Origin of the sequence: Paenibacillus phyllosphaerae (genome assembly GCF_014192105.1) — a bacterium.
Lineage (GTDB): Bacteria > Bacillota > Bacilli > Paenibacillales > Paenibacillaceae > Paenibacillus_Z > Paenibacillus_Z phyllosphaerae.
This window is the reverse complement of record NZ_JACHXK010000001.1, coordinates 66396-91226: the sequence shown is the minus strand read 5'-3', so window position 1 is coordinate 91226 and position 24831 is coordinate 66396. Positions and strand designations below refer to the sequence as shown.

19 protein-coding genes are annotated in these 24831 nt (G+C 54.3%); 18 read left to right on the top strand and 1 reads right to left on the bottom strand.

Going from position 1 to position 24831, the window contains the following annotated elements:
* Positions 1 to 3 precede the first annotated feature (3 nt).
* Positions 4 to 897 carry an ABC transporter ATP-binding protein gene (locus FHS18_RS00310; protein ID WP_183595787.1) on the top strand — a complete coding sequence of 298 codons (894 nt, stop codon included), beginning with the start codon at positions 4 to 6 and terminating at the stop codon, positions 895 to 897.
* A 105-nt stretch (positions 898 to 1002) separates the two neighbouring features.
* Positions 1003 to 2013 (top strand): endo-1,4-beta-xylanase, encoded by a 1011-nt coding sequence (locus tag FHS18_RS00305; protein ID WP_183595786.1) that lies wholly within the window; start codon positions 1003 to 1005, stop codon positions 2011 to 2013.
* 76 nt (positions 2014 to 2089) lie between these two features.
* On the opposite strand, the gene FHS18_RS00300 is transcribed toward FHS18_RS00305, so the two are convergent.
* Positions 2090 to 2845: a helix-turn-helix domain-containing protein gene (locus FHS18_RS00300; protein ID WP_183595784.1), complete on the bottom strand. Its 756-nt coding sequence runs from the start codon at positions 2843 to 2845 to the stop codon at positions 2090 to 2092.
* A gap of 273 nt (positions 2846 to 3118) precedes the next feature.
* Between FHS18_RS00300 and FHS18_RS00295 the strand changes: the two genes are divergently transcribed.
* From FHS18_RS00295 to FHS18_RS00220, 16 genes are all read left to right on the top strand, one after another.
* Positions 3119 to 4525, top strand: coding sequence for an extracellular solute-binding protein (locus tag FHS18_RS00295; protein ID WP_183595782.1), 1407 nt, complete (start codon positions 3119 to 3121; stop codon positions 4523 to 4525).
* A 163-nt stretch (positions 4526 to 4688) separates the two neighbouring features.
* Positions 4689 to 7520: an extracellular solute-binding protein gene (locus tag FHS18_RS00290; protein WP_183597232.1), complete on the top strand. Its 2832-nt coding sequence runs from the start codon at positions 4689 to 4691 to the stop codon at positions 7518 to 7520.
* 18 nt (positions 7521 to 7538) lie between these two features.
* Positions 7539 to 8501 carry an ABC transporter permease subunit gene (locus FHS18_RS00285; RefSeq protein WP_183595780.1) on the top strand — a complete coding sequence of 321 codons (963 nt, stop codon included), beginning with the start codon at positions 7539 to 7541 and terminating at the stop codon, positions 8499 to 8501.
* An 8-nt stretch (positions 8502 to 8509) separates the two neighbouring features.
* The gene (locus tag FHS18_RS00280; protein ID WP_183597230.1) at positions 8510 to 9379 is read left to right on the top strand and encodes a carbohydrate ABC transporter permease; all 870 of its coding nucleotides are present in this window, start codon (positions 8510 to 8512) and stop codon (positions 9377 to 9379) included.
* 16 nt (positions 9380 to 9395) lie between these two features.
* On the top strand, positions 9396 to 10859 hold the full coding sequence (locus FHS18_RS00275; RefSeq protein ID WP_183595778.1) for an NHL repeat-containing protein: 1464 nt from the start codon (positions 9396 to 9398) through the stop codon (positions 10857 to 10859).
* The gene (locus FHS18_RS00270; protein WP_183595776.1) at positions 10840 to 11475 is read left to right on the top strand and encodes a YIP1 family protein; all 636 of its coding nucleotides are present in this window, start codon (positions 10840 to 10842) and stop codon (positions 11473 to 11475) included. Before FHS18_RS00275 ends, FHS18_RS00270 begins: the two co-directional genes overlap by 20 nt.
* An 18-nt stretch (positions 11476 to 11493) precedes the next feature.
* Entirely contained in the window at positions 11494 to 14046 is a 2553-nt protein-coding gene (locus tag FHS18_RS00265; protein WP_183597229.1) for a DUF5696 domain-containing protein, read from the top strand.
* On the top strand, positions 14043 to 14954 hold the full coding sequence (locus tag FHS18_RS00260) for a carbohydrate ABC transporter permease (protein WP_183595774.1): 912 nt from the start codon (positions 14043 to 14045) through the stop codon (positions 14952 to 14954). Before FHS18_RS00265 ends, FHS18_RS00260 begins: the two co-directional genes overlap by 4 nt.
* Positions 14955 to 14970: 16 nt before the next feature.
* Positions 14971 to 15918 (top strand): carbohydrate ABC transporter permease, encoded by a 948-nt coding sequence (locus tag FHS18_RS00255; RefSeq protein WP_183597227.1) that lies wholly within the window; start codon positions 14971 to 14973, stop codon positions 15916 to 15918.
* A gap of 59 nt (positions 15919 to 15977) precedes the next feature.
* A complete protein-coding gene (locus FHS18_RS00250; protein ID WP_183595772.1) occupies positions 15978 to 17288 on the top strand; it encodes a GDSL-type esterase/lipase family protein in 1311 nt (436 codons plus the stop codon).
* A gap of 240 nt (positions 17289 to 17528) precedes the next feature.
* Positions 17529 to 19223, top strand: a complete 1695-nt coding sequence (locus FHS18_RS00245) for an ABC transporter substrate-binding protein (RefSeq protein WP_183595770.1) — start codon at positions 17529 to 17531, stop codon at positions 19221 to 19223.
* Between the two features lie 111 nt (positions 19224 to 19334).
* Positions 19335 to 20303 carry an ABC transporter permease gene (locus FHS18_RS00240; RefSeq protein WP_183597225.1) on the top strand — a complete coding sequence of 323 codons (969 nt, stop codon included), beginning with the start codon at positions 19335 to 19337 and terminating at the stop codon, positions 20301 to 20303.
* A 13-nt stretch (positions 20304 to 20316) separates the two neighbouring features.
* Positions 20317 to 21219, top strand: coding sequence for a carbohydrate ABC transporter permease (locus tag FHS18_RS00235; protein WP_183595768.1), 903 nt, complete (start codon positions 20317 to 20319; stop codon positions 21217 to 21219).
* 29 nt (positions 21220 to 21248) lie between these two features.
* Positions 21249 to 22757 (top strand): glycoside hydrolase family 43 protein, encoded by a 1509-nt coding sequence (locus tag FHS18_RS00230; protein WP_183595766.1) that lies wholly within the window; start codon positions 21249 to 21251, stop codon positions 22755 to 22757.
* A 226-nt stretch (positions 22758 to 22983) separates the two neighbouring features.
* Positions 22984 to 23883 carry a LysR substrate-binding domain-containing protein gene (locus FHS18_RS00225; RefSeq protein ID WP_183595764.1) on the top strand — a complete coding sequence of 300 codons (900 nt, stop codon included), beginning with the start codon at positions 22984 to 22986 and terminating at the stop codon, positions 23881 to 23883.
* A complete protein-coding gene (locus FHS18_RS00220; RefSeq protein WP_183595762.1) occupies positions 23868 to 24731 on the top strand; it encodes a LysR family transcriptional regulator in 864 nt (287 codons plus the stop codon). Before FHS18_RS00225 ends, FHS18_RS00220 begins: the two co-directional genes overlap by 16 nt.
* Positions 24732 to 24831 lie beyond the last annotated feature (100 nt).

Here is a 24831-nt window from a genome sequence, read left to right as displayed (position 1 = left end):
CCCATGATCCGAAGCGAAGGACTGGTGAAAATATATAAGACGGCCGATCTGGAAGTGGTCGCCTTGCAAGGGCTTGACCTGCAGGTGGAGGAAGGCGAACTGATGGCGATTATCGGCAACTCCGGCAGCGGCAAATCAACGCTCCTGAACTTGCTGGGCGGCCTGGATAAACCATCGGCGGGCAAGCTGTTCGTAGACGGCAAGGACCTTGCGGCCTTGCGCGAGAAGAACTTGGTGGCCTACAAGCGGGAGACGGTCGGCTTCGTCTGGCAGAACAATGCGCGTAACCTAATCCCGTATTTGACGACGCTGGAGAACGTGGAGCTTCCGATTCTGCTTCGGGGCAAGCGCAGGCGCGCGCGTGCCATGGAGCTGTTGGAAGCGGTGGGCCTCAGCCATCGGTTGAAGAACCGGCTTAGCGAATTATCCGGCGGCGAGCAGCAGCGGGTGGCGATCGCCATCGCCCTGGCCAATGAGCCGAAGCTGCTGCTCGCGGACGAGCCGACGGGTTCGCTGGACACGAAGACGTCCAACCAGGTGCTTGACCTGTTCCGGACGCTGAATAAGACGACCGGCATTACGATCGTGATCGTGACGCACGATCCGCTGCTGGCCCGCAAAGTGGACCGCGTCGTTCAGATTCGCGACGGGAAAACGTCCGCGGAGATTCTGCGCAAGGTATCGTATGCCGAGGAGTTGGCCCAACTGAACGCCGAATTTGCCGAATACGGGCCGGAGAACCATGTCGAGTATGCCGTTCTCGATAAGGCGGGACGGCTGCAAATCCCGGCAGGCTATCTCGATGCGGACGGCTTCAAGGATGCAAGCAGGGTGCGCGTCGAGATGGAAGACGGACGCATTATTCTGCTGCCGCCAGAGGAGAGAGGGCGTGAATAACCTATGATTCGTCAGGTGAAATCGTACCGATCGACGGGTAGTTGCCGGTTTCCGGAAGCGCTAAACTTTATGGGGTACACGTAATCCTAGAGAGGTGGCGTACAAATGGGTGAAACGAATCACGCGAGGTCAACTGAATCGCTCGCGGAAGCTTTCAAGGATGATTTCCTGATCGGCGCGGCGGTGAATAGCCGTACGATCGTAAGCCAGCGCGATTTGCTGCTCCGTCACTACAACAGCTTGACGGCAGAAAACGAAATGAAGTTCGAGCGGTTACATCCGGCCGAGAATACGTATACGTTCGAGGCTGCCGACGAGATCGCTTCGTTCGCCCGAGCGAACGGGTTCAAGCTGCGGGGCCATACGCTGGTGTGGCATAACCAGACGCCGGATTGGGTATTCGACGATGGCAAGGGAGGTGCGGCCGACCGGGAGACCGTGCTTGCCCGAATGAAAGCGCACATCGACGCGGTTGTCACGAGGTACCAAGATACCGTCTATTGCTGGGATGTCGTGAACGAAGCGGTCACCGACGGCGGCGATGAGTGGCTGCGGCCTTCGAAGTGGCTGCATACGGTCGGCGAGGACTTTATCGCGCAGGCGTTCCGGTTCGCCCACGAGGCCGACCCTCGCGCGCAGTTGTTCTACAACGATTACAACGAATGCAATCCCGGCAAACGGGAGAAAATCTATCGGCTCGTCCGATCCTTGCTGGAGCAGGGGGTACCGGTGCACGGGATCGGGCTTCAGGCGCACTGGAATTTGCTCGATCCTTCCCTGGATGACATTCGGGAGGCCATCGAACGCTATGCGTCTCTTGGCGTGAAGCTTCAGATCACCGAGATGGACGTCTCGATGTTTGCCTTCGACGACCGCAGGACCGACCTGAACGATCCGACGGACGAGATGCTCCGGCTGCAGGAGCAGCGCTACGGACAGTTCTTCCGGCTATTCCGCGAATATAAGGGTGTGCTGACAGGCGTGACGTTCTGGGGCGCGGCGGACGATTATACGTGGCTGGACTATTTTCCGGTGCGCGGCCGCAAGAATTGGCCGTTATTGTTCGATGCCCGACACGAGCCGAAAGGCGCATACAGGGAAGTCGTGAAGGCGTAAGCAACCTTGCAACGAAACAGCGACAGGCTAGGGCGATATCGATCGCTCTAGCCTGTCGCTGTCTTTTGTTATCGGTTCACGCGGTAATGACGCATTGCTTCCGGTACTCGTTGGCGCTTGCTCCCGTGTAGGCTTTGAACTTCTTGTAGAACCAATCGATCTCCGTATAGCCGACCTCGCTCGCGATTTCGTAGATGCGCATGTCGGTCTGCTCGAGAAGCAACTTGGCCCTCTCCATGCGCTGCTGAAGGAGATACTCGTTAAAGGACATGTTCTCGTGATCCTTGAACTTCTGTCCGAGATAAGCGCAGTTGAAGTGGAGCAGGCTGGAGAGCATCTTGAGGGTGATGTTCTGGTTCAGATGCTCCTGCACGAATTGTTTGACGATATCGATGATCGGCTTATCCGGATCCTTGGCCGATGACGTCCTCCATAACGGCTGCGAGGCTCGCGACGAAGCGGCATCCAGCTGCTTCATCACCGATTGCAGACCCGCGATAAGATCCGCTGCCTGCATCGGATGCGCGATGTAATCGCTTACTTGAAAGGTCAAAGCTTTCCGGACCACATCGAATTCATCGGGGCCGCCTATAAGAATGATCGGGACGCGGCTTCTCTGGCGAATCTGCTCGCAGGCCGACATCCCTTCGGCATGTGAATCCTTGAGACTGATCAGAATGAGGGAGATCTGCCCGCCGTCGATGTAAGCCAGCGCGTCGGAGGCATGGTCCGCATACGTTTGTATGTCGAAGCCCAAACGCCTCCAGTCCACCAACTGGCGCGTTTCTTCCCTTGAACGTCGATTGGAGTCAACAAGCAGTACCTTATACACGGCTAGAACCTCGCTTTCCATTCGGTAATGAGCTGCACACGGTCTTTGATTCCCATGACTTCATTATGTTCAACCTGCCATAGGGTAGACAATGTGCATTTCTTTAGGCGTCTACCATTTGTTTACCTTTTGCAAATACGGGTCCCGCGGAAAGCCTTGCGCAATGGGAGTTTCTATAGTTTGTCGGGTAATTGATCTAAATTGAAGCAGGTTGTTCGGTTAAAATGTAAGCGCTACACTTTTCCCTGTAATCCAAATTCAGGGGGGATCAATGTGCGATTGAAAAAAGCGGCTCTACTATGCACGAGCTTGATGTTGACCTTTAGTTTGGCGGCATGCAGCGGCGGATCGGGCAATACGGAGAATGCCGGCAGCAACGAGAACGGCAATGCCGCTGCCAAGAATGCGAATGGGGGAGCGGGGACGAACGAGCCTGCCGCTTCGAACAATACGGGAGGCAATGCGGAAGAGGAGCTGGGAACGCCGGAAATGGACTTCGACATGGGCGGCAGAACGATCAAAGTCGTGTCGTGGTGGGATATGGCGATTCCGGAAGACAACCCGGACAACATTCAGAAGAAGAAGAATCTGGATGAACTGATGAAGAAGCATAACTTCAAAATGGAATACGTCGCGATCGACTACGGCGAATATCAGCAGAAGGTCGTCGCCTCGCTGCTGGCCGGGGAGCCGATCGGCGATATCGTCCGGTTGGGCAAGACCTATTCGATTCCTACGCTGGTCAAGCAAGACCTGTTATGGCCGGTCGATGAATATACGAAGAATTCGAACGTGTTCAATCAGAAGGTCACGAACGAGTATATGCAATACGAGGGCAGAGGCTACGGTTTCTCCGAGAGTCAATCCAATCTGATTACCGGCATCTACTATAACCGCACGCTCATGAATCAACTGGGCTTAAAACCGCTCCAAGAGTATGTCAATGAAGACAACTGGAACTGGGAAACGTTCGTTCAGGTCGCCAAGGAAGCGAACAAAGACACGAATAACGACGGCAAGCTGGATACGTGGGGGCTTGCGCAAGGCGGCGTGATGGAGCAAGCGCTCTACTCCAACGAAACAAGCTTAACGCTCGGCGATAAGCAGAATATGGAGGATCCGAAGACCGTCGAAGCATTCGACTTCCTCTCCCGCATCGCAACCGAGAAAGTCGCCCGGCCTACGGAAGGCGGCGACTGGACGGAACCGGGCCAATTCTTCCGTCAAGGCAACACGCTGATGTACGCTGGCGCAGGCTATGAAGTCAGCGGCCTCAAGACGGATATGAAGGATTACGATATCGGCTTCGTTCCTTTCCCGAAAGGGCCTAGCGCCACGGCCTATCATTCGGGCGAAGCGCTCTTCCAAGCGCTGACGATTCCGAAGAAAGTCGAACATCCGGAGCAGCTGATGTACATCTGGGAGAAGATTAACGACATTGATTCGATCTACGACTATCCGGACCAAGCGTCGCTCGAGAGCAACTATACCGATGAGGACGACATTCAGAATTCGCGCACGGCCTCGGAGGGCATGCTCGTTCTTGACCACAATACGTTCCCGAATCTGCCGTACTACGATATTATCGGCGAGCTGACCGCAGGCAACTCGGTATCGACCGTTATCGATAAGTTCAAAGCGCCGGTCCAAGCGGCCATTGACGAAGTGTATAAAAAATAGCCGTTGACGTTGAATGCCGGGCAACAGTCCCCTTTTAGAACCCTCTAAAACGGGGACTGTTGTTCCATGAGGATCGTTTGCAGCGAGGAGGGGAGAAGTGTTGAACGTTCGAGGTAACAAGCGCGGGTTAGCCATACTGGTCCTGATCGCGATCGTTGTGTCCATGTGGGCTTTCTATCCTTCGGACCGGGCGGATCGCGCGATGGGGATGGGCGATTATGAGGCCATCGTCACTTCAGACGAATCGGACGGCGGCTATGACAGCTATTTGGAACAGTACGAGCGCGCGGAGCGCCCCGATCAGGTGATCCGGATCGAAGGAGAGCGCTTTGCGGAAGCGGCAGGAGATGGCGTTCGAATCGAGGACCGGCTCGAGGGCTTGGACGGCAAGGCCGTCATTACGCCGGAGACCGGCTCGATCGGCTGGGATGTACAGGTGGATCAGCCTGGGCTTTACAATATCCGAATTCATTATTACCCGTTAGAGGGGAAGAGCTCGGCCATCGAAAGGCAATTGGCCATCAATGGGCAGGTGCCGTTCAAAGGCGCGGAGTTGCTAACGTTCGATCGGCTGTGGGGCAATCGGGAGGCAGAGATCAGGCGCGATGACAGAGGCAATGAACTGCGCCCGAGACAGGTGGAGAAAGCAGGATGGCAGATTGCGCCATTTGAGGATAGCGAGGGCTATTATGACGAGCCGTATTTATTTTATTTCGATAAAGGGAAGCAGCGATTGTCGCTTACGGCCTCCAGAGAGCCGATGGCGGTCGATTACATCGAGCTGTACCAAGAGGAAGCCGTAAAGCCCTACGCGGAGCTGAAACAGGAATACGAGGCAAAGGGGCTTGCGCCTGCTCGGGAGCAATTGCTGACCGTACAGGCCGAGGAGGCCGCGCTCAAGTCTTCCCCGACGCTCTATCCGTTATCCGACCGATCCAGTCCGTCCGTTATTCCGTATAACGTGTCCAAGATCCGAGTCAATACGATCGGCGGACTGAACTGGAAGCTGCCAGGCCAGTGGATCGAGTGGAATATCGACGTGCCGGAGGACGGCTTGTACCAAATCGCGCTCAAGCGCAAGCAAGATCAACTGCGAGGCGTATACAGCACGCGCAGCCTCATGATCGACGGGGAATACCCGTTCAAGGAAATGAAACGGATCCGGTTTCCTTTCGGCACGGATTGGAAGATGGATGTGCTTGGCGGCGAGGAACCTTATTGGTTTCATCTGACCAAGGGCACGCATACGATCCGAATGGCGGTGTCCTTGGGCGAGATCGCGCCGCTCTTGCGCACGATCGAGTCAAGCGTCCTCAAGCTCAATGAGATGTACCGCAAAATCCTCATCATTACGTCGAACACGCCGGACCCCTACCGCGATTATCAGCTGGAGAAGCGGATCCCGGAAATGGTAACCGTCTTCCAAGAGCAGGCGGACACGATCCGGAGCGTTGCCGACTATCTGGAGCGGACGACGGGAGAACGAAGCGACAAGGTAGCGGTGCTTCATACGATGGTCAGGCAGCTGGAAGTCATGGCAGCTAAGCCGGAGACGGTCGCCAGACAGATGAAGTCGTTCAAGACGAACGTCGGCGGCCTTGGCACGTGGATCCTGACCGTCAGGGAGCAGCCGCTTACCCTGGATTACTTGGTCGTCTCCTCGCCGCAAGCGAAGCTGCCGAAGGCGGAAGCGTCGACATGGGCTCGCGTGAAGCATGAGCTCGGCGGCTATATCGCTTCCTATACCGAGGACTACGACAGCATCGGCAATACCGGGGAAAACGAACGCTCGGTGACGGTCTGGATCACGACCGGGCGCGATCAGGCACAGGTGCTGAAGAACCTGATCGACGATACCTTCACGCCGGATTCGAACATATCGGTAAAGCTGCGTCTCGTGCCGCCTAACATCCTGCTGCCGGCAACGCTGGCAAACGAAGGACCGGACGTGGCGATGCAGATCGGCGAAGACTTGCCGGTCAACTATGCGATGCGGAGCGCAGCAGCGGACTTGACCGACTTTGCGGATTACAAGGAGGTTGCCTCCCGTTTCCGCGACAGCGCGCTCACGCCGTATGCCTATAACGACGGCATATACGCGCTGCCGGAGCAGCAGACGTTCCCGATGCTGTTCTACCGCAAAGATATTCTGGCCGAGCTGGGCCTTACGCCGCCGAAGACCTGGCAGGATGTCTACAACATGATCTCCGTCCTGCAGAAGCACAATATGGAGTTCTGGCTGCCGATCGATACGGCGGTTAACAACGCAACGCTCGTCCCGAATGCGACCTTCGCGACGCTGCTGTACCAGAATGGCGGGAAGTTCTACCGGGATGACAGCAAGAAGAGCGCGCTAGATTCGGATATTGCCATGGAAGCGTTCAAGACGTGGACGAAGTTCTACACGAACTACAAATTCCCGCTGCTGGCGGACTTCCCGAACCGGTTCCGGACGGGCGAGATGCCGATCGGGATCGCCGATTATACGACCTATAATTCGTTGACGGTCATGGCCCCGGAGATCAAAGGCTTGTGGGACTTCACGATGGTTCCCGGCACGGCTTTGGAGGATGGCAGCGTGAATCATGAAGTCGCCAGCCATACGACGGCGGTGATGATGCTTCAGCATGCAGCCGACAAGGAAGCGGCATGGGCATTCATGAAATGGTGGACCGATAAGGATACGCAGGTTGCGTACGGGCGGGAGATGGAAGGATTGATGGGCGAAGCCGCCCGGTATCCGACGGCGAATATCGAAGCATTGATGGAGCTGCCGTGGCCGATCAAGGACTATCGAAACCTGGAGAGCCAATGGCAGTGGGTGGAAGGCATTCCTCAGGTTCCGGGCGGTTATTTTACCGGACGGCATCTGGATAACGCGTTCCGCAAAGTCGTCAACGCAGGCGAGAACCCGCGCGAGGCGCTGTCCGACTATATCCTGTACATGAACGACGAAATCGCGATCAAACGGAAGGAATTTAATTTACCGAATTAGGCAGGGGGTGAAAAGCCGGTGCAAGCTGAAACAACAACGCGCGGGGCCGTCTCCGATCTCGCTTATCCTCCCCGCAAGCCAAGCAGATTGGCGCAGATTGCAAGAGAGCTCGGCAAAAACAAGCACTACTACATTCTAATGAGCCCATACATGATCATTTTCTTCCTATTCACGGTTATTCCGGTCGTTTTCTCGCTGGGGCTCAGTTTCTTTTACTTCAACATGCTGGAGTTTCCTCGCTTCGTCGGATGGGAGAATTACGCCAGATTGTTCTTGAATGACGACGTGTTCATGATCGCGCTCAAGAATACGTTCATGTTCGCGGTCATTACGGGCCCGATCAGCTACTTCGCCTGTTTTCTATTCGCCTGGATCATTAATGAGCTGTCGCCGAAGGTCAGGGCCGTCATGACGCTGATCTTCTACGCGCCATCGATTTCGGGCAACGTGTTCTTTATTTGGCTGATCGTGTTCTCGGGGGATAGCTATGGGTATTTGAACGGAATTCTCATCAAATACGGATTCATGCTGGAGCCGATTCAATGGCTGACGAACGAGCAGTACATTCTGACGATCGTGATTATCGTCCAGTTATGGTTAAGCCTTGGCACCAGTTTCCTTGCCTTCATCGCGGGTTTGCAGACGATCGACAAATCGCTCATCGAAGCCGGGACGGTGGACGGCATTAAGAACCGCTGGCAGGAGCTATGGTTCATTACGCTGCCTTCGATGCGGCCGCAGCTGATGTTCGGCGCGGTGCTGCAGATTACCGGCGCCTTCGCGGTGGCCGACATCTCGATCGCGCTTGCCGGGTTCCCGAGCGTTAACTACGCAGCGCACACGGTCGTTACCCATCTGATGGACTTCGGCACGATCCGCTTCGAGATGGGTTACGCGTCGGCCATTGCGACCGTTCTCTTCGGACTTATGATCGGCACGAACATGCTGACGCAGAAATTGCTGCGAAAGATAGGGGAGTGACCTTGGTGATGAAAGTGATCTCCGTCTTCAGAGCGCCCAAGAAGCTCAACCGTTCATTTACCGTCAGCTTCATTCTGTTCGTCTTCCTGGCCGTATTCGGCGCATTCATGGGCCTGCCCCTGGTATTCGCCATCAACAATGCCTTCAAGCCGTTGGATGAGTTATTTATCTTCCCGCCAAGGATATTCGTGAACAATCCGACGATGGATAACTTCTACGATCTGATTGCGTTGATGGGCAATTCGTGGGTACCGCTGTCGCGTTATATCGGCAATACCTTGCTTATTACGATTGCCGGTACGGCCGGACATATCCTGCTCGCTTCGGCGGCAGCCTATCCGCTGGCGAAGTATCGGTTCTTGGGCTCCAAGGTGCTGTTCTCCATCGTGGTCTTGTCGCTCATGTTCTCCGGGCATGTCACCGCGATTCCGAACTACATGGTCATGTCCTGGCTCGGATGGATCAACACGCATGCCTCGATCATCGTGCCGTCGCTTGCCTTCCCGCTCGGTCTGTTCCTCATGAAGCAGTTCATGGAGCAGATTCCGGACGCGCTGCTGGAGGCGGCGAAGATCGACGGGGCCAGCGAGTATCGCATTTATTGGACGATCGTAATGCCGAACGTCAAGCCCGCTTGGTTGACGCTGATGATTCTGCAGTTTCCGATGCTGTGGGGAACCGATGGCGGCAGCTTCATCTATAGCGAGAACTTGAAGACGCTGCATTACGCGCTCGGCCAAATTACGCAAGGGGGCATCGCCAGGGCGGGCGTCGGGGCAGCCGTCGCGCTCATCCTCATGGTTGTGCCGATCACGCTCTTCATCATCTCCCAGAGCAGCGTCATCCAGACGATGGCGACTTCCGGGATGAAAGAGTAGAAAGGAGAGATGCAGGATGCTTAAACGGATCGCGCATCTAAGAGGATGCCTTCTCCTTGCCATTTGCTGCCTGCTCGGACTTGGAGCGGGAGGAACGCTCGTCCATGCGAATGACGGCGCCAGCTCCTACAATTATTCGTACTGGGGCGATACCGTTGCCGCGCCCCGAGCCTACGAGGCGACTTCCCTTTACAACGGCGCGAAGCTCGGAGCGGGGCAGCTGAAGAATCCAGCGGATCTGTTCGTTACCGCGGATCAACAGCTTTATGTGCTGGATAGCGGCAACAACCGGATTCTTGTTCTGGATCGGCAATTCAAGCTCTTGCGCGTTATCGATTCCTTCCAGCGGGACGGCAAACAGGAATCGTTCCTGAATCCCCAGGGGCTGTTCGTGACCGATCGGCAGGAGCTGATCGTTGCGGATACGGGCAACAAGCGAATCGTCCACCTGGATCAAGACGGCAGGTTGGTCAAAGTGATCGATTCGCCGAAGTCCGAATTGCTGGCCGAAGGGTTCAAATTTGAACCGGTGCGGGTAGTCGCGGACAAGGCGCAGCGTATCTACGCCATGGCGGCCGGCGTCTATGACGGCTTTATGGAATTCAGCGCGTCCGGGGACTTCACGTCTTTCATCGGGGCCAACCGCGTTAATTTCGATCCGACCGATTATCTATGGAAGATGCTCTCGACGAGGCAGCAGCGCAGCCAGATGGTCATGTTCACGCCGACGGAGTTCACGAATCTGGACATTAACGACGAGGGATTCCTCTATGCGACCAACGGCCAAGCGAGCGATAACGTGAAGAAGCTGAATGCGCAGGGCAGCGATATCCTGCGGCGGGAGGGGTATTTCCCTCCGGAGGGCGATATCCGCTTTACGTCGCTCGACGGCCCTACGCGTTTGGTCGATATCGACGTGGCGGACAGCGAGATCTTCGCCATACTCGACGCGACGCGGGGCCGGATCTTCACGTATAACGGCGACGGCCATTTCATGTACGTCTTCGGCGGTATCGGCAATCAGCTCGGGGAATTCAATACGCCGGTTGCGATCGAGCGGCTCGGGGACGACTACCTGGTGCTTGACCAGGCGCTTGGCGAAATTACGGTATTCCAATCGACCGAATACGGACGGACGCTGAACGAAGCGGTCCGCAGCTATTATAAGGGCGAGGAAGAGAAGGCTTACGAACTGTTCCAACAGACGATCAACATGAATGCCAATCTCGAGTTCGCCTATTCGGGGATCGGCAAGGCGCTGCTGCGACAAGGGGAGTATGGCGATGCGATGCGCTATTTCAAGCAGAGCATGGACCAAAAGGGCTACTCGAAGGCGTTCCTTCTCTATCGCAAGCAAGTGCTGCGGGAGCATTTTACGGCCATCATGACCGGCGTTGCCGTACTGGCCGTCGCGCTTGTCCTCTTAAGACGGTACTTGAAGCACAAGGGAGGGAAGAAGAATGTTCCCATGGAAGCGTGAGCTGGTTAACTACCCTTTCTATCTCATCATGCATCCGTTCAATGGCTACTGGGATCTCAAATACGAGCGCAGCAAGAAGACGAATCTGATCCTTTCCTTCGCGATTCTGTTCCTGCTGGCGCTGACGAATATTCTGCAGACCCAGTACAGCGGGTTTCTCGTTCAAGTGGTGAACCCGGATAACATGAACAGCCTGATGGAGATCGTATATGTCGTCGTGCCCGTATTGTTCTGGTGCGTGGCGAATTGGTCGCTGACGACCCTGATGGACGGGGAAGGGAAGTTCGAAGAGATCTTCACCTCGACCTGTTTTGCCTTGATCCCGCTTGTGGTCATCAATTTCCCTTGGATTTGGCTAAGCAACGTCATTTCGCTGCAGGAGACCAGCTTCTTCCGCTTCTCCGGCAGCGTCGCCGTCGCCTGGTTCCTGTTCCTGATGTTCGTCGGCAATATGACGGTGCATCAATATTCGCCGATGAAGACGATCGCGACAGGGATCCTAACGATCGTGGCGATGGGCTTCATGGCATTCTTATGCATGCTGTTCTTCAGCCTGATGCAGCAGATCGTGGCATTCGTCTCGATTATTTATCAAGAAATCGTACTTCGCAGCTAAAAGGAGGGGGGCATGAACATGGGGATCGCCAGATACGCCCTGCTCGGCGCATGCTTCCTGCTCGGAATCACGGCGACAGGCTGTTCCAACGCCCAATCGGGCAGCAGGGTGGATGCGGGAAGCCAGACTGTTGCGGCGTTCACGCCGGGGAAGGCATTGAACGCTTCCTTCACGGATTCCCGGGTAAGCGGCATGAAAGGTGTAGCGGAGAGCGAGCAGCTGCGCCTCTTCATTGAGGAAGAGACCGGCGCAATTGCGGTTCTGCAGAAACGGACAGGCGAGGTATGGTACAGCAACCCGCCCGAGCGAAGCACGGATAAGCTCGCGGCAGGCGTCAATAAGGACTTGTTGTCCGCGCAGATCAAGCTGGACTTCTATAACAGCTTCGGACAGATCAATGCCATCAATTCGTTCACGGACAGCGCCAGCTACAAGCAAATCAAGGCCGAAGCGATCGACGGCGGCGTCAGCGTCAGCTATCAGTTCGGCACCGCCCAGAAGACGGCGGAGGATCTCCCCAAGATGCTGAGCGGCAAGCGGTTCGAGGAACTAAGCGGGAAGCTGGATAAAGCCGGTCAGCGCGCCTTGAAGATCGCGTACACAGAAAATGATGAGCAATCGGCGTTCGAGCGGAACGACAGCGCACTGAACGGGCTGCAGCTGGAGCGGGCGCTCGCCGCCATGGAGCAAGCGGGTTATACGGACGAGGATCTGCAGAAGGATATGGCGGAGCTTGGTTTCACGCAGGAGAAGCCGGCGCCGCGGATTTTTCAGGCGAAGGTCAACTATACGCTCGAGGGGGACAGTCTGCTCGTGCATGTGCCGGTTGCCGGTATTCAGTATCCCGCGGAATATCCGGTGAACATGATTTCGCTCCTGAGCTTCTTCGGCGCAGGCGGCACGAACGATCAAGGTTCGTTGTTCGTTCCCGACGGCGCAGGCAGCCTGATTCATTTCAACAACGGCAAAACCAAGTACCCGGCTTATCAGCAGGCCGTATACGGGGCGGATCAGACCATGGACAGGGCCGAAGACCCCGCAAGAGAACAGGAGGTCAGACTGCCGGTGTTCGGCATCATCCGGGAAGGCCGCGCCATGCTCGGCATCATCGAAGAAGGAGCCTCGGTCGCGACGATCAATGCGGATATCGCGGGCAGGCTTAACGGCTACAACTATGTCTACCCCAGCTTCTATGTCGTCAATAAGGGCGAGGTTACGCTGGATGCGAACGGCCAGCAGCGCTCGCTGCCGAAATTCCAGGAGCGCCCGATGAAGAGCGATTATAAGGTGCGCTATGCGTTCCTGAGCGGCGATAACGCGTCCTATCCGGGCATGGCCCGTTATTATCAGCAGTATCTCGAGAAGAACGAGGGACTGCCTAAACGCTCAGACAAGTCTCAAGCTGCTGATGTTCCATTCTATCTGCAGCTCATCGGCGGCATCACCAAGGAAAAGCATATTGTCGGCATTCCTTATCGATCGCTTGAGCCGCTCACCACTTGGGATCAGGCGCAGGACATCGTAAATCGGATGCAAGAGCTCAATATCAACCAGATCAAGCTCAGATATTCCGGTTGGTTCAACGACGGGCTCGATCATAAAGTGCCGGATTCGATCAAGGTGGACGGCGAGATCGGCGGAAGCAAAGGCATGCGGGAATTCGCCGCGTTCGCCCAAGACAAAGGCGTTTCGTTCTTCCCGGACGTTGCCCTGTTGGCCGCCAACTCGGGGGCGGATTTCGACCAGAACAAGGAGGCGTCAAGGACGCTCCGCGACGTTCCGGCGGAGTTATATCCCATCGATCTCGCCTTGAACAGGCGCGATAGACAGAAGTCTCCCTCCTACGTCATCTCGCCAAGGTACGTCCCGAGCTATGTGGAATCGGCGTTGGACGGCCTTCGCGAATTCCAGGCGGGCGGGATCGCGCTGCGCGATTTGGCCGATTCGCTCAATAGCGACTACCGGGAGAACAATCAGATCGACCGGACGGAATCCGAAGGCATCTCGAAGCATGCATTGGCGGACGTCCGCGAAGCGAATGAACAAGTCATGGCAAGCGGCGGCAATGCCTATGCGCTTCCCTACTTGACGGACATTACGAATGCGCCGTTATCCGACAGCGGCTTCAAGCTCGAAGACGAGGAAGTGCCGTTCTATCCGATGGTCATCCGAGGGTATGCCGAGTATACGGGGGCTCCTTACAATCTCTCCACCTACACGAACGAACGGCAGTATGTGCTGAAGAGTCTGGAGTATGGCGCGAATGTGTATTTCGAATGGATCTACGAACCGAACTACAAGGTGAAGGATACGGAATACAACCATCTGTATGCCGTCCATTACGGGCTCTGGATCGATAAGGCGGCCGACATCTACAAGCAAGTGAATCAGGCGCTGAAGCCTGTTCAAGGCAAACGGATCACGGGCCATGAGAAGCTGCAAGAAGGCGTATTCAAGACGGTCTACGAGAACGGGTATTACGTGATCGTGAATTATAACCGCGCCTCGGTCACGGTTGAAGGCAAGACGATTGAAGCCGAGAGTTACGTCACAGGCGGTGAACCGGCATGAAGAGCATCCCGAAACTCGGCAGGAGACAACGAACGTATGCGGAGCAGAAGTCGCTGTGGGGCTTTCTGTTCGTGCTGCCCTGGCTGCTAGGATTCATCTTCTTCTTCATCATTCCGTTCCTCTCTTCCTTGCGTTACAGCTTAAGCGCGATCGAAGCGAACTCGGAAGGCATGAAGATCGACTTCATCGGATTGTCCAACTACGTGGAGGCACTTACGGTCAATACCAGCTTCAACCGAACGTTAACGGAATCGATCCTGAATATGGTCGTCAACGTGCCGCTCATCGTCATCTTCAGCTTGTTCCTGGCGGTTCTCTTGAATCAGAAGTTCTTCGGCCGGACCATCGCCAGGTCGATCTTCTTCCTGCCGGTCATCTTGGCTTCGGGCGTCATTATGACATTGGAATCCAGCAGCCTCATTCAGGCGGTCAATGACCAGAACGCGGGTTCCGGCATTCTTAGCGGGTTAGGGTCCTATGAGCTGGCGGCCATGATGATGGATGCCGGCGTCAGCGAGAATATCACCGATTACTTGACTGGCGCTGTCGACCGCATCTATCAGATCGTGAGCCAATCGGGCGTGCAGATTCTCATTTTCCTGGCAGGCATCCAGTCGATCTCTCCCCAGCTCTACGAGGCGTCCAAGATGGAAGGGGCGACCGGCTATGAAGCATTCTGGAAGATTACCTTCCCGATGATCAGCCCGCTCATTCTGGTCAATATGATCTACACGATTATCGACTCCTTCGCCAGGAACGACATGACCGACTTGATCAGGGAGACGGGGTTTACGACGTTCAACTTCGGCCTTAGCTCCGCGATGGCGTGGCTCTATTTCATCGCGATCATGATCATTCTGTTAATTAGTTCCTATCTCGTTTCCAAGAGGGTCTTCTACCAAGATTAGAGGGAGTGTGAGCACGTTGATATTCGCCCGGTTGTTATCGGTGGAAAGCTGGAAGAGAGGGCTCTGGTCGTTCGTGCGATTGGCGCTTATCATTGGCTTATCGTTCGTGATCCTCTATCCGATTCTGCAGAAAATCTCGACGGCCATTAAGCACAAGACAGATCTGTACTCGCCGATCGTCATCTGGATTCCGGCGCATTATACGTGGGATAATTTCAAGCAAGCGATCTCGATCATGGACTATTGGCAGACGCTGCTCAATACGTTCGCGCTTTCGTCGACGACGACGATCCTGACCGCCGCTTCCTGCGCGCTTGCGGGTTATGGATTCGCGCGGTTGAAGTTTAAGGGCAGCGGCTTGTTGTTCGGCGGCGTCATTCTGACGATCATGGTGCCGCCTACGACGATTCTTATCCCGATTTATTTGAATTTGAAGGATTTTACGCTCATGGGGATCATTCCTTTATTGACGGGCAAATCGCTGAATCTGCTCAATACGTATTGGCCGTTCATCTTAACCTCCATTACCGCCAATTCCTTGAAGGCCGGCCTTTATATCTTTATCTTCCGGCAATTCTTCCGGGGAATCCCGAAGGAGGTCGAAGAAGCGGCCTATATGGACGGCGCGGGCGTCGGACAGACGTTCCTGCGGATCATGCTTCCGAATGCGGTTCCCGCCGTCGTGACCGTCACGCTGTTCTCGTTCGTCTGGCAATGGAACGACAGCTTCTTCACGACGACGTATCTTACATCCAGCAAGGTCATGGCGACGCAGCTCAGTTCCTTGCCGTACAATCTGTCGATCTTCCTCTCCGACGGCGAGAATTCGAAGGCGGACCCGTTCTACATGAGCATGGTTCAGGATACGGGAATCCTGCTCGCGATCTTGCCGCTCATTATTCTGTACCTGTTCGTGCAGCGCTACTTCGTCGAAAGTATCGAACGAACCGGCCTGGTAGGCTAGCGCAGCGAATGACGGCATACTGTGAAATGGAGGCAACAACATGAGGGGAGACAAGCGTCATGAATAGCAACAATCAAGCAGAATGCCGGATGGACGACGTTCATGGCCCTGCGGCGCCGCAAGATCCGGAACCCAAAAGAACCGCAGATCCTGATGAAGCTCAGGAGATGCTGACCGAGGCGCCAGTCGATTTCGAGTCGGAGAGCTATCAAGCGATGATTGCGAAATCCTTGGTGAGCCAGGGGAATAACAAGCGTCTGAAGGCGGCAATCGACAAAGCCAAACGAGGCGAGCAGGTCACGATCGCCTATATCGGCGGATCGATCACGCAAGGCGCCGGAGCAGAGCCGATCCATACGGATTGTTATGCGTATAAGTCCTATACGAGCTTCCGGCGAATGTTCGGGCGGCCGGGTAGCGAATCGGCCGCGTTCATTAAGGCCGGGGTGGGAGGGACGCCATCCGAGCTTGGCGTTGTCCGGTATGATCGGGATGTTCGGCGGGACGGAGCCGTGGAACCCGATATCGTCGTGGTCGAATTCGCCGTTAACGATGCGGGCGACGAGACGAAGGGGAATTGCTACGAGAGCCTGTGCTTGAAGATCCTCTCTGAGGCTAACAAGCCTGCCGTCATTCTACTATTCAGCGTGTTCGTCAATGATTGGAACCTGCAAGACCGGTTAGCGCCCGTGGGGTTCCACTACGGACTGCCGATGGTCAGTGTGAAAGACGCGGTCGTCGACCAATTCCGCCTTTCCAAGGCTGAAGGCAATGTCATCAGCAAGGACCAGTTCTTCTACGATATCTATCATCCGACGAATGCGGGCCATACGGTCATGGCAGACTGCTTGAGCCACTTATTGGAGGTAACGGATCGCTCTGACGAGGATTCAGAGGATATCATCCTGGAACGACAACCGCTCATCGGCAACGATTTCGTCCACATGCGTCTCCTCGACAGAGCGAATTACGAAGGGATCGCAAACATCCAGGAAGGCGGCTTCATGCTTACCGATACCGACCTGCAGCTGGCGGAAATGGATGATCAGCCAATGGGTTCGCCGCAATTCCCGCACAACTGGATGCACGCGGAAGAAACCGGGAATGAGAGCTTCGTTATGACGATCACAAGCAGGAATCTCATCCTTGTCTATAAGGACTCGGGGCGTAACGAGTTTGGCAGCGCAGAAATCCGGGTCGACGGACGAAAAGTCCGCATCGCGGATCCGCATGAGATTAATTGGACGCACTGCAATCCGGTCCTGCTGTACCAAGAGCATGCTGCGCGCGAGCATCAGGTGGAGATCCGGATGGCTTCCGGGTACGAGAACCAAAGGTTCACGATTCTGGGATTCGGGTATACCCTGTAGTTGTCATGCGCCTAGGTACGAGTTGCAACTTGATCGTTTGGCCATATTGCCCTGTTTATGCATCCTTCGGAACTTCGTTTCGAAGGATTTTTGCTGCGCACCTATAGATTGACGGGTGATCACCTCGAATCCGACAGGTGGTTGTCGTTTCTTGTAAGCGCTACACTTTTACCAAGAAATAGTTTTTCTTCGGGTGCTTCAAGCCGATGAGAACGTTGGATTTCTAAAGGAGGAGCATGGATGGGGATTCAGACAAAGAAGAAGCTTTGGGGTTCAATGTCGCTTGTACTTGCGCTAAGTATCGCGTTGGTTGGCTGCAGCGATAACAATGGCGGGAATGGCGCAACTACCAATTCGACAAGCAATAACGGAAGCGGAGAGGTCGCCGAGGAGACGAAGCCGATTACGCTTTCGGCCTTCATCAGTACGCCGAACCAAGCGCCAACGTCGGATAACCGGATTTATAAGAAGATCAAGGATGAGCTCGGCGTCTCGCTCAATATGGAATTCCTCGTCGGCGATCTGCAGCAGAAGCTTGGCGTCATGATCGCAGGCGGCGATTATCCGGATCTCATTACGGCAGATACGAAGCTGGTTGCGGCAGGCGCCGTCATTCCGCTGGAGGAACTGATCGAAGAACACGCGCCGAACCTGAAGAAGCACTATGCCAAAGCGTGGAACAAAATGAAGGATTCCAGTGACGGCCATATCTACTGGCTGCCGAATTACGGCGTGGTTACCGGGGAGCCGAAGTTCAACAGCTATTCGGGTCCGGCTTTTTGGATCCAGAAGGATATTCTGAAGGAAGCGGGCTATCCGACGCCTAAAACGTTGGATGACTATACGAAGCTTATCCGGGATTATGCGGCGAAGCATCCGACGATCGACGGGCAGCCGACGATCGGTTACACGACGCTGGCTTTTGACTGGCGGACATTCCCGTTGCTTAACGCGCCGGAGCATCTGACCGGTCATCCGAATGACGGCGGCGTCGTCGTCGATGACGGAGTGGCCTCCGTATTCGCCGACAAGGAGATATCCAAACGCTACTACAAAGAACTGAATGCCCTCTATAACGAAGGGCTGATGGATAAAGAAGCTTTCATCCAGAACTATGACCAGTATCTGGCAAAGTTGTCCTCCGGCCGCGTGCTCGGCATGTTCGACCAGCACTGGAACTTCCAACCGGCGGAGGATACGCTCGTTGCCCAAGGCAAAATCGGCAAAACCTATGTCGGCTTCCCGTTGGTCTACGATACGAGCATTAAAGATTGGTATCTCGAACAGCCGGTACCGAACTTGAACAACGGCTTCGGGATCAGCGTGGATGCCAAAGATCCGGTGCGGATCATCAAATTCCTCGATGCCCTGATGGATGAGAAGTACCAAAAGCTCTTGAATTGGGGCGAAGAGGGTGTCGACTATATGGTCGGCGATGACGGCAAATTCTACCGGACGCCGGAGCAGCGCAAACAGCAGGAAGACCCGACTTGGAAATTGGCTAACCGGGCCGATGCGTTCTTAGGCGCGCTGCCGAAGATGGAAGGCACGTTCTCGGACGGCAACGCGACAAGCGCGGGGCTGCAGCCGCAAGAGTTCTACGAATCCCTCAAACCGGAGGATAAGGAACTGCTCGATGCCTATGGACACAAGACGTGGACCGACTTTTTCTCGACGCCGCCCGAGAACAACGTATTCTACCCGGCGTGGCAGATCGATCTCATCGAAGGATCCGATGCTTCGATTGCCAACAAACAAATGTCGGATGCTTCGCTCAAGTACTTGCCAAAAGCGATTACCGCCAAATCGGCAGAATTCGATGCGGCATGGAACGAATATGTGGAGGCTTATAAGAAAATCAATGTAAAAGCCTATGAAGATCGGATCAATGAGCAAATTCAGTGGCGGATTCAGAACTGGACGAGCGGCGAATAACGAAGAGCGCTCGATAGCGTGTGCAGAGCACCGGCGGCTTCGCCGCGTGCTTTGTGCAGTTTAAGCCAAAGATGGAAAAGAGATAGATGAAGGTGATAGGAGGAGCGTATGATGGCTGGTACCCCTGAGGTTATTCCATCGAAGAAAGCGGAGGCAAAGGTCGAATCCAAGTCGTCCTTTGTGAAGCGAATGAGCGGCCAGAAGCAGCTTATGCTCATGTCGCTGCCCATACTGTTATATGTATTCGTATTCTCGTATTATCCGATCTGGGGCTGGACGATGGCCTTCCAGAACTACAAACCGGCCCGATCGTTCGGTCAACAGGAATGGGTGGGACTCAAACATTTTAAGTTTCTGTTCAGCGACGATACGTTCTTAATGGTCCTTCGCAATACGATCGGGATGAGCGTCATCAATATGGTTCTTGGCTTCGCGACGGCGATTATCTTCGCGATTCTGCTCAATGAGATCAAGCAAAAGCTGTTCAAACGCAGCATTCAGACGATTTCCTACTTGCCGCACTTCCTGTCTTGGATTATCGTCACCGGCATCGTCGCGAATTCGTTGTCCGTCGACAGCGGCATCGTCAACGTGCTGCTCATGAAGCTCGGATTCATCAACGAGCCGATCATGTGGCTGAGCGAGCCCAAATATTTTTGGGGCATCGTCGGGGCTTCCCATGTATGGAAGGAAGTCGGCTGGAACGCGATTATCTATTTGGCGGCTATCACATCGATCGATCCGTCGCTGTATGAGGCTGCCGAGATCGATGGCGCGAACCGCTATCAGAAGATGCTGTTCGTGACCTTGCCAGGCATCAAGTCCATCGTAATCATTCTGTTCATCATGAACTTGGGCTGGATTCTGGACGCCGGCTTCGAGGTACAGTATCTGCTCGGCAACGGCGTCGTCGTGGATTGGTCGCAGACGATCGATATCTTCGTGTTGAAATACGGCCTGCAGATCGGCAACTACTCGCTGGCTACCGCTGCCGGCATCTTCAAGACCGTAGTCAGCATCACGCTTATTTTTGCAGCCAACACGATCGCCAAGCGTTTCGGCGAAGACCGATTGATATAAGGAGGGCACACCAATGCGAACGAGAACGCTCAAGATGGAGCCGGTTGTCTTCCATACGCTGAATAGCCTATTCATGATCGTCATTGCAATCGTGACCTTGTATCCTTTCTTGAATACGCTCGCCATTTCCTTGAACGCCGGTAACGATACGATACGAGGCGGAATTTATCTGCTGCCTCGCGTGTGGACTGATCAGAACTACAGAGCCGTCTTCGCGGGCGGCACGATCTATCATGCGTTCTGGATCTCGGTTGCGCGCACGGTCCTGGCAACGGTGCTCAGTCTCTTCCTGACCTCGATGCTGGCCTACGCGATCAGCCGCAAGGAATACGTTTTCCGCAAGCCGATCACGATCGTCGTTGTCATGACGATGTACTTCAATGCCGGTCTGATTCCGTCTTATTTTCTTATCCGGGATCTGCACTTGTTGAATAACTTCCTGGTCTATATCATTCCGGGCCTGATCAGCGCCTTCAACATGATCGTGATTAGGACCTATATCCAGACGCTGCCGGAGGGCTTGATCGAATCGGCCAAAATCGACGGCGCCGGCGATTTCCGAACGTTTATCTCCATTATTCTGCCGCTTTGCCAACCCGTGCTAGCGACGGTAGCCCTGTTCGTCGCCGTCGGCCAATGGAATGCATGGTTCGATACGTTCCTGTATGCTTCCTCCAAGCAAGACCTCAGCACCTTGCAGTACGAACTGATGAAGCTGCTGTCCTCGTCGATGCTCTCCAACAGCAACGCAGCGGTCTCCAGCGGCGCGGACCCGGGGGCCGCGAGGAACATGGTTACGCCGATGTCGATCCGGGCTGCGATTACGATCGTCGCTTCCTTGCCGATCCTGGTCGTCTATCCGTTCCTGCAACGGTATTTCGTGCATGGTATGCAGTTAGGCAGCGTGAAGGAGTAGTCGGCATGGACAGGAGAGGAGTACAAGCGATGAATCGTACCGTGATCACGAACCCGGTCATCTGGGCGGATGTTCCCGATGTGAGCGTCATTCGTGTTGGATCGACCTTCTATATGGTCAGCACGAGCATGCATACGATGCCGGGGTGCCCGATTATGAAATCGCAGAATCTGAAGCATTGGGAGATCGTCAATTACGTCTTCGATACGCTCGAGGACAATGAGGCGCATCGACTGCAAGACGGCGTCGGCATCTACGGCAAAGGCTCTTGGGCAGCAAGTCTGCGTTATCACGATGGCATGTTCTATGTCTGTTTCTCCAGCAATGACATGAATCGCTTCTACGTGTACAAGACCGCTGACATCGAGAACGGACGATGGGAACGGTCGGTGATCGAAGGGCTTCGCCATGACCCGGCCCTGTTGTTCGATGAGAATCGCGTCTATGCATTCCATGGCAACGGCGATATCCGGATTACGGAGTTAACGGCCGATGCCGCTGCGCTGCAACCTGGCGGGATCCATCAACTGCTGCTCGAGACGGAGCGTGAAGGAATCGGGCTGCGCTGCGAAGGCTGCCACGCCTATAAGCTGAACGGTTATTATTATCTATTCTTCATCGAATGGCCGTCCGTCGGGAATAGACGCCGCAGGCAAGTGGTCTACCGTTCGCGTGAGCTGCTCGGACCCTATGAGCGCCGAATCATGCTGGATGACGACTTGGGTTACTTCAATAATGGCGTGGCGCAAGGCGGCATCGTAGATACGCCAGCAGGCGAATGGTATGCCGTATTGTTCCAGGATCATGGCGCGGTAGGGCGGGTTCCTTGCGTCTTGCCGCTTCACTGGGAAGAGGGCTGGCCGGTGATCGGGACGGATGGCAACGCACCGAAGGAATTTGTCGCGGATCTGCCCGACTCGCAGCCGACGCCGCTCGTCATCAGCGATGAATTTGATTATGAGGCGAATAAGCTCGCCTTGAATTGGCAATGGAATCATAACCCGGATAATCGGCTCTGGTCCGTAACCGCGCGACCGGGCTGGCTGCGCCTTACGACAGGACATATTGCCGATAGCGTAGAATTTGCCCGCAACACGCTGACCCAGCGGACGGAAGGGCCTTCCTGCGTCGCTGCTACGGTCCTTGACTTCACCAACATGAAGCCGGGCGATCACGCTGGTCTGGTCGCGTTGCAGCATCGGTTCGGCACCGTCGGAATTCGGATCGCCGATAACGGGGAGCGATACGTTGCGATGTCCGCGAACACGGACGTCGGCGAGCAAGAGATCGAACAAGTTGTTGTAAATGGAAGTACTATTCATTTGAAAATCGAGTTCGACTTCGTGAACAGCAACGATCTCGCGAGCTTTTATTATTCGTCCGACGGATCGAAGTGGAAGCGGATCGGACGAGAGCTCAAGATGGAATATACGTTGGACCACTTCATGGGTTATCGAATCGGCTTGTTCAATTACGCGAGCCAACAAGCCGGCGGGTATGCTGATTTCGATTATTTCCGGTATGGTAGGGCGGAGTAAGAGAATTTAATGGAACGCAAGCGGCCTAGTCGCTTGCGTTATAACGGATAGGGCCACTCTCACGGGAGTGGTCCTTTTGCATCCCACCCTAAAATCCAGCAACCTCCACCTGAAATCTAGCGGATATATTCGATGGCGGGTTCCTTCTTATAATGAGGAGAGGCGAATTGAAACCTGCCTCAGAATGACCTCACGGAGATGTTCCGTTAACTAAGGGGGAAATGCCGTGGAATTGCGCCAGCTTGAGTATTTTATCCAAATCTGCAAATCAGGCAGTTTCACTAAAGCGAAAGAAGAACTAGGCGTGACTCAGCCTACGCTAAGTCAGCAAATCCGGGTTTTGGAGGATGAGTATAATATTCCATTGTTCGATCGCGTAAGCAGGGGAGTTGAAGTAACGGAAGCGGGAAAAATTCTGTTGAATAAAGGCAACGCGATATTGAATCTTCTCGAAGAGGCTCGGAATGAAATCGACGGCCGAAACAGAAAAACGAAAGAAACGATTTCGATCGGATGTTGTCCGGCCGAAATGGAGTATCTTGCTCCTTACTTGATGAGATTTCACCGGAAGTACCCGAATATTTCATTGAGAATTATGGATACGGAGGATGCCGCGAATAAAGTTGCGCAACAGACGGTGGACATCGGAATCACTGCATACCCCGTTGCGGATGCTTCGGTTATTTCGACTCACTTGTATCGGCAAGAACTGGCGCTCGTGGTTCATTCCGAACATCCGTTGGCCGATACATCCTCGATTCCCTTTCGATCGTTGAAGCAAATGAATGCGATTATGTTCCGGGATCAAAACAAATCATTGATTGATATGCATGGTCTCTCTTGCGGGTTTACCTTGAAGTCGATCATCGAAACGTCCTCCGCTTCCGTACTGATGCAGTGGGTTCGTCAAGGACTGGGAGCAGCGCTTATACCCACCTCTTTGCTCAAAAGTTTAAGGGACGATTCATTGCGTATCGTTAGATTAAGCGGCCATATTCCTTGCTGGGATATATCGCTTGTCTATCTTCATTCTGTTACGATGAGATCCACTGTACGTGCATTTATTCAAGAGATGGATTCCTATGTAAGAGAAGTCGAGGTGGATCTGGTATGTTCAGGCAATTAGAATGTTTCATTCAAATCTGCAGGGAAGGAAGCTTTACGAAGGCGGCGGAAGTTCTCATGATTTCTCAACCGACGTTAAGCCAACAGATCCGCTTTCTGGAGGCCGAGGTGGGAGCCGCTTTATTCGAGCGAGTCGGCAGAGGGGTTAAGGTTACGGCCGACGGGGAAATTCTGTACGACAAAGCGCTTTCCGTGATGAGGCTCCTGGAGGAGTCGAAGAAAGAAACGCATGAGTTACGCCATGCTCGGGTTCATAAGCTTACGATAGGGATTTCTCCGATGGATTTTTTCGGCTTAATCTCCCGTTTTGTGAAATTTCATGAGCAGTATCCTGACATTACGATCAAATTTACTAGCGTGGAGAATACATCGCAACAACTGCTGAATAGCAGTATCGATATTGGCATTACCGACAATTACGTTCCGAACAAAGAAGTTCATATGATGCACCTGTACAAAGAAGAACTGGCATTGGTCGTTTATGCGGATCATCCATGGGCAGATCGAACCGTTGTTTCTTTTCATGAGCTAGAAGATCTGGAATCTTCGTTATTCGCTTCGGACGTAAGCTTACTCGAGCATCTTCAACCATACGGCGCTACCCACGCCAACTCCTTGCAATCGAAGTTCGAGTCCAATTCCGCGGCGATTCTTCTTTCTATGGTCTTGCTAAAGATGGGGGCAGCTATATTGCCTGTTGGTTCCATTGAACGCTTTTCGGGCCAACAATTGAAAATCATTCGTCTTATCGATCCAACGCCCGTTCGTGAGATCAAGCTTCTTTTTAGAAGGCATCATTATAATAATCCTTCCGTTCAGAAATGCATCGATTTTTTCCTGCGTCTTTAGACATTTCTTCCAAATGCCACGTGAGCCTAAAAACCTACCTATTCTGTTAGCCCTTTCATTTGCTTGCAATAACCCTTATACTAGCACTAAATTGAGGCCC